This window comes from Nocardioides sp. (assembly GCF_044226765.1).
GTDB lineage: Bacteria > Actinomycetota > Actinomycetes > Propionibacteriales > Nocardioidaceae > Nocardioides.
The window spans coordinates 447,115-459,427 of record NZ_JBGAGJ010000003.1 but is presented as its reverse complement, the minus strand read 5'-3'; the positions used below and the strand labels follow the sequence as shown (position 1 = coordinate 459,427).

The following is a 12,313-nucleotide window of genomic DNA, read 5'->3' as shown; positions in this document are numbered from 1 at the left end:
TCACTGTCTCTTCACCGCCTTGTCGTAGAGGCTGGTCAGCCGGTCCTCGGGGTCGTAGCGCCCCTTCACGGCGGCGAGGTTGGCGCCGTCGTAGAGATCGTCGAAGGTGTCGCGGTCGTAGAACGCCTCGCTGTAGAGCGACTTGTGCCCGCCGAGCTCGTGCACCGTGGCCTCGATCGCGCGGTTGCGCGGTCCGTCGAGGGCGTCCGGGCCCACGTGCACGGTGCCCCAGAACCCGGCGTTCACGTACAGATGGTCCTTCTCGAGCGGGTACGTCGGCCAGTCGCGCAGCGCCTTGCACGGGCAGAGCCACACCGGGCGCATGCCGACCGCTTCGTCGAACCACTCCAGGAAGTCGGGCAGTCGCTCGACGGGCACCTCGATGTCCTGGATGACCCGCTCGCGCAGCGGCTTGCCCTGGCGCCGGTCGAGCCAGTCGGCGAACCCGATCCTGCGGTCCAGGCCGATGAGCTTGTGGTAGACGTCCGAGCGCCGCCAGCGCTTGGGCCACAGCCGCCGCACCCGCGGGTTCTGCACCCCGAACGCGCCCGAGCACCAGAACCAGTCCGTGTCCCAGCGCCACAGGTAGTCGTACATCGTGAGCAGGTCGGTCTCCCGGCCCTGGATGCTGCGGTAGTAGATGTCCATGCCGGTGTAGTCGCTGGTCGGCCCACCCTCGTCGGACCAGCGCGCGAGCGAGAGGTAGTACTCCCCCGGCTCGAAGGCGACGCCGTCGAACGCGTCGACCCGCTCGCCGTCGTACAGCGAGGTCTCGGCGATCTCGGCGATCGTCTTCGACAGCAGCCCCAGGTCGTCGAACCGCACGTGCCGCAGTGCGACGTGGCCCGGCACCGGCTCCAGCGCGATCCGCAACCGGGTCGCGTAGCCCAGCGAGCCGTAGGAGTTCGGGAACGCGTCGAACAGGTCGCTGTGCTCGCCGTCGGGGCCGGGGCTGCACGTGACGACCTCCCCCGCTCCGGTGAACACGTCCATCTCGAGCACGGACTCGTGCGGCAGGCCGTTGCGGAAGCTGGTCGACTCGATGCCGAGGCCGGTCACGGCGCCGCCCAGGGTGATCGTGCGCAGCTGGGGGACGACGTAGGGGATGAGCCCGTGCGGGAGCGTCGCGTCGACGAGGTCCTCGTAGGTGCACATCCCTTGGACGTCGGCGGTCCGCGCGACCGGGTCGATCGCGATCACGCCGTCGAGCCCCGAGACGTCCAGACCAGGAGCGCTGGTGGCGGCGCGCGGCCGGAACAGGTTCGAGGTCTTCTTGGCCAGCCGGACCGGCGCGCCGGCCGGGATCGCGGCGTACGACGCCCGCAGCCGCTCGACGGCCGCTCCGTGCGCTCCCCAGCCTCGCAGATCCACGGACGGCAACTTACTCGTCACGGAGCCCGGTGTCCTCAGACCCCCGTGCCGTGCTCGGCGACGAAGGACTCCATCCGCCGGTCGGGCACCAGCCACATCGCGGCCACCGCGGCGTAGCAGACGATCGCGGCCCACTCGGCGAACCACAGCGCGAGCGCGATGCCGAGCAGGTAGATCGCGATCGAGGCCTTCGCCTTGAGGTCGCGGCCGAGCGCCTCGCGCAGCACCCCGTCCTCCCCCTCGGCCCGCAGGATGGTCAGCTCCAGGACGTAGTAGGCCGCCCCGGCGGCGAGCAGGTTGACGCCGTAGACCACGACCGGCGTCCGGGCCAGGCCGGTCTCGTCCATCCACGCCGTCGTGAACGGGTAGAGCGAGAGCCAGAACAGCAGGTTCAGGTTGGCCCACAGGACCGCGCCGTTGACGCGGTGGACCAGCTGGAACATGTGGTGGTGGTTGCTCCAGTAGATGCCGATGTAGACGAAGCTCAGCAGGTAGGTGAGGAAACCGGTGCTGACGTCGCCGAGGTCCTCGAGCGACGGGCCCTCGGGCGGTCGCAGCTCGAGCACCATGATCGTGATGATGATGGCCAGGACGCCGTCGCTGAACGCCTCGAGCCTGCTGGTCGGCATGGCGGCATCCTGCCGCAGCCCTCCTGCGGTGGCGAGCGTCAGGTGGCGCGGGTGTCCACGACCGTGCCGCGGCCGTCGCCGCGGTGGACGACGACCCCGCGGCCGCCGAGGTCGCGCAGGGCGGCCAGGTCCGCGTCGGCGACCGCCCCGGCGTCGGTGAGCAGGACCGCGGCCTCCAGGCCACGGGCGCCGGACGCGACGGCCATCGCCACGCACACCCCGAGCGCCGAGACCTGGAGGGACGGCAGGTCGACCGTCGCGGCAGCGTACGTGCGCCCGTCGGCGTCGCGGACCGCGGCGCCCTCCGCCGCGCGCGTCCGCGCCCGGGTCGCCCGGGCCAGCGTCACGAGCTTGGCGTCCTCGGCGCTCAGCTCGGGGGTCTCAGTCATCGTCGTGCTCCTCCTCGTCGGGCGTGACCGTCGCGATCCGCACCGTGCCGATCTTGTTCCGCCGCCCGGAGGCCGCCTCGGCCTCGAACCGCAGCCCGTGCGCCTCGACGGTCGACCCCGGGATCGGCACCAGACCCAGGTGCTTGGCCATCAGGCCGCCCACGCTGTCGACGTCCTCCTCCTCGACGTCGAAGCCGAAGAGCTCCTCGAGGTCGTCGACGGGGTAGCGGGAGGACACGCGCACCGAGCCGTCGCCGAGGTGCTCGACGTCGACCGTCTCCGCGTCGTACTCGTCCGTGATCTCGCCGACGATCTCCTCCAGTACGTCCTCGATCGTGACGAGGCCGGCCGTGCCGCCGTACTCGTCGACGACGACGGCGATGTGCTGGCGCATCGCCTGCATCTCCGAGAGCAGCGCGTCGACCGGCTTGGAGTCCGGCACGAAGTGCGCGGGCCGCATGACCTCCTCGATGCGCTGGGTGAACTCGACGTCCGGCGCCTCGAAGTCACGGCGCACGATGTCCTTGAGGTAGGCGATGCCGACGACCTCGTCGAGGTTCTCGCCGATCACCGGAACCCGGGAGAACCCGCTGCGCAGGAAGAGCGACAGCGTCTGGCGCAGGTTCTTGTAGCGCTCGATGAACACGACGTCGTTGCGCGGGACCATCACCTCGCGCGCCGTCGTGTCACCGAGCTCGAAGACGGAGTGGATCATCTTGCGCTCACCGGACTCGATGACCGCGGACGCCTCGGCGAGGTCGACCAGCTCGCGCAGCTCGGTCTCGGTGGAGAACGGGCCCTCCCGGAAGCCCTTGCCCGGGGTGAGCGCGTTGCCGACCAGGATCAGCAGCCGCGGGATCGGGCCGAGCACGGCCGTGACGGCCGCGACGGGCGCCGCCGAGGCGAGCGCGACCCGGTCGGCGTGCTGGCGGCCCAGCGTCCGGGGCGCGACGCCGATCGCCACGAAGGAGACCACCAGCATCACGCCGATCGTGGTCAGCACGGTCGGGCCCCAGGCGTCGTACGCCGTCTGCAGCTCCAGGGTCACCAGCACGATCGCGGAGATCTCGCACAGCAGCCGCAGCAGGAGCGCGGTGTTGAGGTAGCGCGGCAGGTCGTCCAGCAGCACGACCAGCCGGGTGGCACCGGCGCGGCCCTCCGCCCGCAGCTCCTCGGCCCGTGCCCGGGAGAACGACGACAGCGCGGCGTCGGCCGCGGAGAAGAGGCCCGCCAGGACGACGAGGGCCGCCGCGGCGAGCAGCAGCCAGGCATTCACCGGAGGGGCTTCTCGGCCCGCCAGGCGGCCAGCAGCTCGTCCTGCAGCCCGAACATCACGCGGTGCTCCTCGGGCTCGGCGTGGTCGTAGCCGAGCAGGTGGAGGATCCCGTGCACCGTCAGCAGCTCCACCTCCGCCTCGGTCCCGTGGCCGGCCGCCTCGCCCTGGCGGGCCGCGACGTCGGGGCAGAGCACCAGGTCGCCCAGCACGCCCTCCTCGGGGTCCTCGTCGACCAGGCCGGGCCGCAGCTCGTCCATGGGGAAGGCCAGGACGTCGGTCGGCCCCTCCTTCTCCATCCAGCGCTGGTTGAGCTCGGCGATGGTCGGCTCGTCGACGGCCTTGATGCACAGCTCGGCGAGAGGGTGCACCCGCATCCGGTCCAGGACGAACCGGCTCAGGGCGGCCAGTCGCCGCTCGTCCAGCTCGCGGCCGGACTCGTTGAGGATCTCGATCGTCATCGCCGTGTCACCGCGTGCTCGTGAGCCCCGAGCGCGCGTCGTGCTCGTCGTAGGCGGCCACGATCTTGCCGACCAGCTTGTGGCGCACGACGTCGTGGCTGGTCAGCCGGTTGAAGGAGATGTCGTCGATGTCGTCCAGGATGCCCTCGACCGCACGCAGTCCGGACTTCTGGCCGCTCGGGAGGTCGGTCTGGGTGACGTCGCCGGTGACGACGATCTTGGACCCGAAGCCCAGTCGGGTGAGGAACATCTTCATCTGCTCCGGCGTGGTGTTCTGCGCCTCGTCGAGGATGATGAAGGAGTCGTTGAGCGACCGGCCCCGCAGGAACGCCAGCGGAGCGACCTCGATGGTGCCCGCGGCGAGGAGCTTGGGGATCGTCTCGGGGTCCAGCATGTCGTGCAGGGCGTCGTACAACGGCCGCAGGTAGGGGTCGATCTTCTCGGTCAGCGTGCCGGGCAGGAACCCGAGCCGCTCCCCGGCCTCCACCGCCGGACGGCTGAGGATGATCCGGTTCACGTTCTTCGACTGCAGCGCCTGCACGGCCTTCGCGACGGCGAGGTAGGTCTTGCCGGTGCCGGCCGGGCCGATGCCGAAGGTGATCGTGTGCTTGTCGATGGAGTCGACGTAGCGCTTCTGGTTCAGCGTCTTGGGCCGGATCGACCGACCCCGGTTGCTCAGGATGTTGAGGCTGAGCACGTCGGCCGGGCGCTCGGTCGTCTCGGCGCGCAGCATGCCGAGCACGCGCTCGACGGTCTCGGCGGTGACGCCCTGGCCGGTGCGGATGATCGCGACCAGCTCGTCGAGGAGCCGCTCGGCCAGCGCCACCTCTCCCGGCTCGCCGTGCAGGGTGATCCGGTTGCCGCGCACGTGCACGTCGGCGTCGAAGGCACGCTCGATGAGGCCGAGGTGCTCGTCGCCGGGCCCGAGGAGGCTGACCATGTTGATGCTGTTGGGGACCACCACCGTGTGGCGGGTGGCGTTGGCGGCACGGGTCCCGTGGTGGCTGGTGTCAGTCATGGATGCCCGGCTGGGCTGCTCCTTCAGGTCGGTCGAGCGGTGCTCCGTGCCGTCCATGCTACGGGCTGCGGCCTGAGCAGGCCCACCGAGAATGCGCCGGCGAGTAGCGTTCAGCCCATGCGTGAGGTCGAGGAGTGGGAGGACCCCGCCGACGACCACGACGACGACACGCCGCCGTCCTGGTTCGCCGGGCAGCACCTGCCCGAGCACGCCCGCCAGCTCGGGCTCAGCCACCACGTGCCGGACGGTGCGCTGCTGGACTTCGCCGGCCGCCTGGACAGCACCAAGCCCGTGCACCGCATCACCGCCTGGGCGATGCTGGTCGTCTTCGGGCTGCCGGTGGTGTTCGCGCTGATGCGCCTGTTCTACCTGCTGTGAGCGTCACCCGGCCTGAGCTCGCGAAGGCAGGGATCCCGACGCCAGGTCGAGTAGCCGCCGCGGCCGAGGCACGACGCCGCGTACCGAGACCTAGCTGCCGTCGTCGAACGCGGCCTGCAGGATGCCCAGGCACATCTCGTCGGTGCTGCCCTCGCCCCAGATCACGTAGCGCTCCTGCTGGCCCTGGAACGCCGGCAGCCGGTCGCGCAGCCACTGCTGGTGCGTGCAGGTGATCCGGATCGTGTCGAGGGGGTCCAGGTGGACCGGCGGGATCGGCTTGGTGCCCTGGTTGTCGAAGTCCCACACCGGGATGTCCAGGATCGTCCGGGCCTCGGGGGTGCCCGGATTCGTCTCGATCTTGATCTTGCGCCCGAGCAGGTGCATGTGGCCGGCCACGCCGATGATCGTCATCCCGCGCGGGATGTGCCGGTCGCACGTCTGGGTGTTGCCGGGCTTCACCTCGGTGCCGCACAGCAGGTGCAGCAGCCCGTTGGTGTTGCCGGCGGCGCCGAACCGGTGCAGTACGTCGGCCACCGCGGCGTCGCGGTCGCACAGGGGGCCGTCGTCGTGGCCGGGCCGGCAGGGCAGCTCGACCGGGGCCGGGAGCAGCACCGTGTGCAGCGGGGTCAGGTCGCGCTGGGCCGGCATCCACCGCAGCTGGGTGCTCGACGCGTCGGGCGACGCCCCCTTGAGCAGGTTGTAGTGCACCTGCATCACGATCTGGGAGCCCTTCGCCATCTTGACCCCGTAGCCGTCGTGCACCTTGGTCTCGTCGCCTCCCGGGGCCCAGGCGGCCAGCCAGTTGGCGTCGTCGACGTTGGAGAAGTCGCCGGAGAGGCCGGTCCCGCCGAAGCAGGTCCACCCCTCGCCGTCCTCGCCGGCGTCCTTGGCCTGCGCCTCCGCGACCTTCTCCGGCGGCACCCGGAACAAGATGACGTGGTGCACGACCAGCGGGTTGCCGGGCAGCACGTTGCTGCCGGTGAGCCAGACGTCCTTCTTCAGGTGCGGGTCGAGCAGGAAGCATCGGTAGTCGTCGGTGCCTCCCTCTGTCGGCGGCGACGGGGTGTAGGCCTCCGGCATGGTGAGCGTCATCCGGTGCTCACCGGCGCGCAGCGGCAGGGTCCTGCCCTGGGGGATGCTCGCGAGCTGGCTCGCCACGACGTCCGGCGGCTCGGCGGGCTTGAGCACCTCCGACGGCGAGCCCGTGCGGCGGTCCTGGCCCTCCTGGACGCAGCCGGCCATGGCCAGGGCCGAGGCGAGCACCAGGGCGAGCGCCGGTGCCAGGTGGCGCAGCCGCCGGCTCATCCGGGCGGCCAGGTCATCGGGCGCCCGGCGAGCAGGTGCAGGTGGGTGTGGAACACGGTCTGGCCGACCCCGGCCCCGGTGTTGAACACCAGCCGGTAGTCGTCGTGGCCCTCGTCGGCGGCGACCGCGGCCGCCGTGGTGAGGAGCTCGGCCGACGCCTCGGGGTCGCCGGCCGCGAGCTCGGCGGCGTTCGCGAAGTGCCGGCGCGGCACGACGAGCACGTGCGTGGGCGCCTGCGGGTTCAGGTCGCGGAACGCGACCGTCCGCTCGGTGGCGTGCACGACCTCGCCGGGGATCTCCCCGGCGACGATCTTGCAGAAGATGCAGTCCTCCACGAAACCCCTCCCGGGGTGAGCGTAGTCGGCCCGTGGTCGCTCTGCGTCCGGTTGTCGAGACATCCGGGCGGGACCGGGCCGCGACACGCGCGCGATCACCGGCCGGGAGTGCCGCGTCCTCGGGAGGATGGGGGCATGAACCGCCGTGCGCTCGCCGCTGCCCTGGTCACCGCCGCCGTCCTGGGGACGGCCGGGTGCGGGAGCGACACGTCGGCGGGTGACCAGGAGCCGGCGAGCGGCCCGACCCGCCACCACGGCTCGCCCTCGGGACCGTCGTCGCCGTCGTCGTCCGCACCCGCCGACCAGGTCACCGTGCCGGTGTACTTCGTCGGCCAGACCCCGCAGGGTCCCCGGCTCTACCGCGAGTTCCGCCGCGTCGACGCGGCCGACCCGCTCGGCGCGGCCCTCACGCTCGCGGCCTCGGGCGAGGCGCTCGACCCCGACTACGGCACCGTGCTGCCCGCCGGGAGCTTCCGGACCTCGGGCGACGCGGCCATCCCCCTGCCCGACGACTCGTGGCAGAAGCTGCCGGCCGGGATGGCGGAGGCCGACGCCCAGCTCGCCATCCAGCAGCTGGTCTACACCGCCCAGGGAGTGCTGCAGTCACGCGACCCCATCACGTTCACCGACGCCGACGGCAACCCCACCCAGATCTTCTACACCGCCTCCGAGGACGGCTTCCGGGCCGCCGACCCGATCAAGACCCTCGCCCTGGTCAGCGTGACGACGCCGGAGTCGAACGCGACGGTGAGCGGCAGCTTCACGGCGAGCGGGGTCTCCAGCTCCTTCGAGGCGACGACGCCCTGGGAGATCCGCGATGCGTCCGACCAGGTCGTGAAGAAGGGGTCGGCGACCGCCGAGGGCTGGATGGACAAGCTCTACCCGTGGCAGACCGAGATCGACGTCTCGGGGCTCGAGCCCGGCGTCTACACCTTCGTGGCCATGACCGACGACCCGTCCGGCGGCGAGGGGGGCGGCCCGACGGTCGACACCAAGACCATCATCGTGAAGTGATCCCCCGTCCGTGATCCTCAGCAGGCAGCGGCTCAACCGCACCCTGCTGCGCCGCCAGCACCTCCTCGAGCGCGCCGACCTCGACCCGGCCGACCTGGTCACGCACCTGGTCGGCCTGCAGTCGCAGGAGTCGCTGTCGCCGTACCTCTCGCTGGCCGCGCGGCTCGCGTCGTTCGACCCGTACGCCGTCACCCGTGACCTCGAGGGCCACCGGCTCGTCCGGGTGCTCGCGATGCGCGGCACCATCCACCTGCTCGCCGCCGACGACGCCCTCGAGCTGCGGCCCTGGGTGCAGCCGGCCCTCGACCGGGTGCAGCGCAACCACGCCGAGCCGCTCCCCCAGCTGGAGCGACCCCTCGTCCAGGCTCCGCCGCGCGGCACGTGGAAGGGCTCCGGTGGCGTCGACTACCGGCCCCTGGAGGAGTGGGCCGGCGCGCCGCTGCGCGAGCCGGACGTCCCCGGGGTCGTGCGCCGCTACCTGAGTGCCTTCGGGCCGGCGTCGGCCGCGGACGTCACCGCGTGGTCGGGCGTCACCCGGCTCGGGCCGGTGCTGGCCGGCATGGACGACCTGGTGCGGCACGAGGACGAGCGCGGCCGGGTCCTCCTCGACCTGCCCGACGGCGTGGTCGAGGACGGGGACCACCCCGCCCCGGTGCGGCTGCTCGGCACCTACGACAACCTGTGGCTCTCGCACGCCGCTCGCGACCGCGTCACCCACCCCGCGGACCGGGCCCGGTGGACCGGCCCCAACGGCGGGGTCGCCTGCACCGTCTTCGTCGGCGGCTGGCTGACCGGGCTCTGGCGGGTCGTGGACGGCCGGGCGCAGGTCGTCGAGCTCTTCCGCGAGCTCACCCGGGGCGAGCGGGCCGAGCTCGACGCCGAGGTCGCCCGGGTGGACGAGCTGCTGGCGCGGTAGCTCGGCCGGGGAGGTGGATGAATCCCCGGTCAGCCGGGGAAACCAGACGTTGTCGGGGGTTGCAACGCCTGACAACGTCATGAAGAGCCTGACAACCCCTGGTGTTCCGGCCCGTGGTGCCGCCAGCGTGGCGTGCGGGAGAGCAGGGCGGAGACGGCGGCGACGCCCGCGGTCGAGGTGCGCAGCACCTCGGCACCGAGCCGGACGGAGACTGCCCCGACGGCCTCGAGCGTCGCGACCTCCTCCGGGGTGAGACCGCCCTCGGGCCCGACGACGACCACGACCGTGCCCGTGGCGGGCACGTCGACGGTCGTCAGCGACGCGCTCGCCTCCTCGTGCAGGACGACCGCCAGGTCGGCGTCGCCGACCAGCGCCGCGACGGCGGGCGTCGTCGCCGGCTCGGCGACCTCAGGGAACCAGGACCGGCGCGCCTGCTTGGCCGCCTCGCGGGCGGTCGAGCGCCAGCGCGCCAGCGACTTCGCGGCCCGCTCCCCCTTCCAGATCGCGACGCTGCGCGCCGCGGCCCATGGCACGACCCGGGCGACGCCGATCTCCGTCAGCACCTCGACGGCGAGCTCGCCACGGTCGCCCTTGGGGATCGCCTGCACCACGACCACCTCCGGCGCGGGCCGCTCCCGGCGGGTGACCTCCTCGACGATCGCGGTGAGCGTCCGCTTGCCGGTGTCCGACACCACCGCCCGCACCGACGTGCCCGCTCCGTCGGTCAGCACCAGGTGCTCCCCGACCCGCAGGCGGCGTACGGCGACGGCGTGGTGCGCCTCGTCGCCCTCGACCGTGACCTCGGCACCCACGCCGACCCCGGCGAGGGTCGGCACGAGGTGCACCGGCAGCGACACAGCGACCGCCGTCAGTGCCCGTTGAACGCGTCGCGTAGCCGGCCGAACATGCCCTTGTGGGTCGCCCGGACCTGACCGGACGGCGCCTCCTCGCCACGGATCGCGGCGAGCTCCCGCAGCAGCTCCTCCTGCCGGGCGTCGAGCCGCGTCGGCGTCTCGACGACCAGCGTGACCACCAGGTCGCCGCGCCCGCCACGCAGGCCCGGGACGCCCCGACCGCGCAGCACCTGCTCCGAGCCGGACTGGGTGCCGGGCCGGACGTCGAGGTCGAAGCTGGTCTCCAGACCGGAGTCGGTGTCCTCACCGGTGACCACGTCGGCCTCGAGCGTCGGCAGCGTCAGGGTCGTGCCGAGCGCGGCGGCGCTCATCGGCAGGGAGACGGTGCAGTGCAGGTCGCTGCCGTTGCGGGTGAACGTCGGGTGCGGGGCGACGTGGATCTCGACGTACAGGTCGCCGGCCGGGCCACCGCCCGGCCCGATCTCACCCTCGCCGGCCAGCTGGACGCGCGTGCCGTCGTCGACGCCCGCAGGGATCTTCACCGTGAGGGTGCGGCGCGACCGCACCCGGCCGTCCCCGCCGCACTCGCGGCACGGGTCCGGGATGATCGTGCCGTAGCCGCGGCAGGCCGCGCAGGGGCGCAGCGTCCGGATCTCGCCGAGGAAGGACCGCTGGACGTGGGCCACCTCGCCGGCGCCCCGGCAGGTCTCGCAGGGCACCGGCTTGCTGCCGGGGGTCGCGCCCGAGCCGTGGCAGGTCGTGCAGAGCACCGCGGTGTCGACCTTGATCTCACGGGTGACGCCGAAGGCCGCGTCGGCGAGCTGCACCTCGAGCCGGATCAGCGCGTCCTGGCCGCGCCGCTCACGCGGACGCGGCCCCCGGCCGCCGGTGGCCCCGGCACCGCCGAAGAAGGCGTCCATGATGTCGGTGAACGAGAACCCGGCGCCCTGGCCGAAGCCCGCCGCACCGCCGAACGGGTCACCACCGCGGTCGTACGACGCCCGCTTGGCCGGGTCGGACAGCACCTCGTAGGCGCGCGAGACCTCCTTGAAGTGCTCCTGCGCCGACGGGTCGGGGTTCACGTCGGGGTGGTACTGCCGCGCGAGCCGCCGGTAGGCCTTCTTGATGGTGTCGCCGTCCGCGTCGCGGTCGACACCGAGAAGCTCGTACAGGTCCTGGCTCAACGTCTCTCTTCCTTCGTGGATGTGCTGGGGGTGTGGCGGGGGTGGCGGTGCGGTGCGGGCGTCAGCGGCTCAGGCCTCGTCGAGGATGCGCGAGACGTAGCGGGCGACCGCGCGGACGGCGGCCATCGAGCCGGGGTAGTCCATGCGCGTGGGGCCCACGATGCCGAGCCGGGCGAACGCCTCGTCGCCGGGACCGTAGCCGGTGGCGACGACGCTGGTGGAGGCGAGCTCCTGGTAGGGGCCCTCGTGGCCGATGCGGACGGTGAGGACGCCGCCGTCGGTGGTCTCCCCCAGCAGCTTGAGCAGCACGACGTGCTCCTCCAGCGCCTCGAGCAGCGGGCGCACCGCGGAGTCGAAGCTGTCGCCGAAGCGCGCCAGGTTCGCCGCGCCGCCGACGGCGATCCGCTCGTCGGACCGGTGGTCGGACATGGCGTCGACCAGGGCGTCGACGACCGCGGCGGTCAGCGGACCTGCCGGCTCGGTCGCGTCCTGGGCCGGCACCAGGCCGCGCAGCGCGGTGACCGCGTCGGCGATGACCTCGCCCACGGCCGCCTGGAGGAGGAGCGAGCGCAGGTCCGCGAGGTCGTCCTCGCCCACCTCGGTCGCCAGCTCGACCAGCCGCTGCTCGACCCGCCCGGTGCTCAGGATCAGGACCAGGAGCAGCCGGGTCGGTGACAGACCGACCAGCTCGACGTGCCGGACGGTGGAGCGCGAGAGCGTGGGGTACTGCACCACCGCGACCTGGCGGGTCAGCTGGGAGAGCAGGCGCACCGAGCGCTGCACCACGTCGTCGAGGTCGACCGCCCCGTCGAGGAAGGTCGCGATCGCGCGCTTCTCCGCGGCGCTCATCGGCTTGACCGTGGTCAGCCGGTCGACGAAGAGCCGGTAGCCCTTGTCGGTCGGCACCCGCCCCGCGCTCGTGTGCGGCTGGGTGATGTAGCCCTCGTCCTCCAGCGCCGCCATGTCGTTGCGCACGGTGGCCGGCGAGACGCCGAGCCGGTGCCGCTCGACCAGCGCCTTGGAGCCGACCGGCTCCTCGGTCGAGACGTAGTCCTCCACGATCGCGCGGAGCACGGCCAGCCTGCGCTCCTCCTGCACAGCCGCCTCCTCACTCCCGCTCGAGCCGGCCCCGAGCCTGGCACTCGGGTCCACGGAGTGCCAATGCTACTAGGCCTACAGTGGCCCG

General features: G+C 72.5%; 14 protein-coding genes. 3 read left to right on the top strand and 11 right to left on the bottom strand.

Translation table 11 applies throughout. The annotated features are described in order from the left end of the window. From ACILRH_RS09795 to ACILRH_RS09770, 6 genes are read right to left on the bottom strand one after another with little or no spacing between them, the layout of a single operon-like run. Positions 1 to 1,371 carry an FAD-binding oxidoreductase gene (locus ACILRH_RS09795; RefSeq protein ID WP_395692818.1) on the bottom strand — a complete coding sequence of 457 codons (1,371 nt, stop codon included), beginning with the start codon at positions 1,369 to 1,371 and terminating at the stop codon, positions 1 to 3. 35 nt (positions 1,372 to 1,406) lie between these two features. Next, a complete protein-coding gene (locus ACILRH_RS09790; RefSeq protein ID WP_395692816.1) occupies positions 1,407 to 2,000 on the bottom strand; it encodes a TMEM175 family protein in 594 nt (197 codons plus the stop codon). A 38-nt stretch (positions 2,001 to 2,038) separates the two neighbouring features. Next, complete coding sequence (locus ACILRH_RS09785) at positions 2,039 to 2,389, bottom strand: cytidine deaminase (protein ID WP_395692814.1); 351 nt, start codon at positions 2,387 to 2,389, stop codon at positions 2,039 to 2,041. Beyond that, the gene (locus tag ACILRH_RS09780) at positions 2,382 to 3,665 is read right to left on the bottom strand and encodes a hemolysin family protein (RefSeq protein ID WP_395692812.1); all 1,284 of its coding nucleotides are present in this window, start codon (positions 3,663 to 3,665) and stop codon (positions 2,382 to 2,384) included. The genes ACILRH_RS09785 and ACILRH_RS09780 overlap by 8 nt, the downstream gene beginning before the upstream one ends. Continuing rightward, complete coding sequence (gene ybeY / locus ACILRH_RS09775) at positions 3,662 to 4,123, bottom strand: rRNA maturation RNase YbeY (protein WP_395692810.1); 462 nt, start codon at positions 4,121 to 4,123, stop codon at positions 3,662 to 3,664. Before ybeY ends, ACILRH_RS09780 begins: the two co-directional genes overlap by 4 nt. A gap of 7 nt (positions 4,124 to 4,130) precedes the next feature. Then, entirely contained in the window at positions 4,131 to 5,141 is a 1,011-nt protein-coding gene (locus ACILRH_RS09770; protein WP_395692808.1) for a PhoH family protein, read from the bottom strand. Positions 5,142 to 5,258: 117 nt separating this feature from the next. Between ACILRH_RS09770 and ACILRH_RS09765 the strand changes: the two genes are divergently transcribed. After that, positions 5,259 to 5,519: a hypothetical protein gene (locus ACILRH_RS09765; protein WP_395692807.1), complete on the top strand. Its 261-nt coding sequence runs from the start codon at positions 5,259 to 5,261 to the stop codon at positions 5,517 to 5,519. 90 nt (positions 5,520 to 5,609) lie between these two features. On the opposite strand, the gene ACILRH_RS09760 is transcribed toward ACILRH_RS09765, so the two are convergent. Further along, positions 5,610 to 6,824, bottom strand: coding sequence for a hypothetical protein (locus tag ACILRH_RS09760; protein ID WP_395692805.1), 1,215 nt, complete (start codon positions 6,822 to 6,824; stop codon positions 5,610 to 5,612). Continuing rightward, positions 6,821 to 7,159 carry a histidine triad nucleotide-binding protein gene (locus ACILRH_RS09755; RefSeq protein ID WP_395692804.1) on the bottom strand — a complete coding sequence of 113 codons (339 nt, stop codon included), beginning with the start codon at positions 7,157 to 7,159 and terminating at the stop codon, positions 6,821 to 6,823. The genes ACILRH_RS09760 and ACILRH_RS09755 overlap by 4 nt, the downstream gene beginning before the upstream one ends. A gap of 135 nt (positions 7,160 to 7,294) precedes the next feature. Here ACILRH_RS09755 and ACILRH_RS09750 point away from each other — a divergent pair, with 135 nt between their 5' ends. Beyond that, positions 7,295 to 8,173, top strand: coding sequence for a Gmad2 immunoglobulin-like domain-containing protein (locus tag ACILRH_RS09750; RefSeq protein WP_395692802.1), 879 nt, complete (start codon positions 7,295 to 7,297; stop codon positions 8,171 to 8,173). A 10-nt stretch (positions 8,174 to 8,183) separates the two neighbouring features. Next, positions 8,184 to 9,089 (top strand): winged helix DNA-binding domain-containing protein, encoded by a 906-nt coding sequence (locus tag ACILRH_RS09745; RefSeq protein ID WP_395692800.1) that lies wholly within the window; start codon positions 8,184 to 8,186, stop codon positions 9,087 to 9,089. 77 nt (positions 9,090 to 9,166) lie between these two features. Here ACILRH_RS09745 and ACILRH_RS09740 read toward each other — a convergent pair whose 3' ends face one another. From ACILRH_RS09740 to hrcA, 3 genes are all read right to left on the bottom strand, one after another. Continuing rightward, positions 9,167 to 9,946, bottom strand: coding sequence for a 16S rRNA (uracil(1498)-N(3))-methyltransferase (locus ACILRH_RS09740; protein ID WP_395692799.1), 780 nt, complete (start codon positions 9,944 to 9,946; stop codon positions 9,167 to 9,169). Between the two features lie 11 nt (positions 9,947 to 9,957). Next, positions 9,958 to 11,127 carry a molecular chaperone DnaJ gene (gene dnaJ / locus ACILRH_RS09735; protein WP_395692798.1) on the bottom strand — a complete coding sequence of 390 codons (1,170 nt, stop codon included), beginning with the start codon at positions 11,125 to 11,127 and terminating at the stop codon, positions 9,958 to 9,960. A 69-nt stretch (positions 11,128 to 11,196) separates the two neighbouring features. Then, complete coding sequence (hrcA, locus tag ACILRH_RS09730) at positions 11,197 to 12,225, bottom strand: heat-inducible transcriptional repressor HrcA (RefSeq protein WP_395692796.1); 1,029 nt, start codon at positions 12,223 to 12,225, stop codon at positions 11,197 to 11,199. Positions 12,226 to 12,313 lie beyond the last annotated feature (88 nt).

Excerpts from the sequence above, each read along its gene's own strand:
- ACILRH_RS09790 (WP_395692816.1), bottom strand. The coding sequence starts at position 2,000 with ATGCCGACCAGCAGGCTCGAGGCGTTCAGCGACGGCGTCCTGGCCATC.
- ACILRH_RS09785 (WP_395692814.1), bottom strand. The coding sequence starts at position 2,389 with ATGACTGAGACCCCCGAGCTGAGCGCCGAGGACGCCAAGCTCGTGACG.
- ybeY (WP_395692810.1), bottom strand. The coding sequence starts at position 4,123 with ATGACGATCGAGATCCTCAACGAGTCCGGCCGCGAGCTGGACGAGCGG.
- ACILRH_RS09770 (WP_395692808.1), bottom strand. The coding sequence starts at position 5,141 with ATGACTGACACCAGCCACCACGGGACCCGTGCCGCCAACGCCACCCGC.
- ACILRH_RS09765 (WP_395692807.1), top strand. The coding sequence starts at position 5,259 with ATGCGTGAGGTCGAGGAGTGGGAGGACCCCGCCGACGACCACGACGAC.
- ACILRH_RS09760 (WP_395692805.1), bottom strand. The coding sequence starts at position 6,824 with ATGAGCCGGCGGCTGCGCCACCTGGCACCGGCGCTCGCCCTGGTGCTC.
- ACILRH_RS09750 (WP_395692802.1), top strand. The coding sequence starts at position 7,295 with ATGAACCGCCGTGCGCTCGCCGCTGCCCTGGTCACCGCCGCCGTCCTG.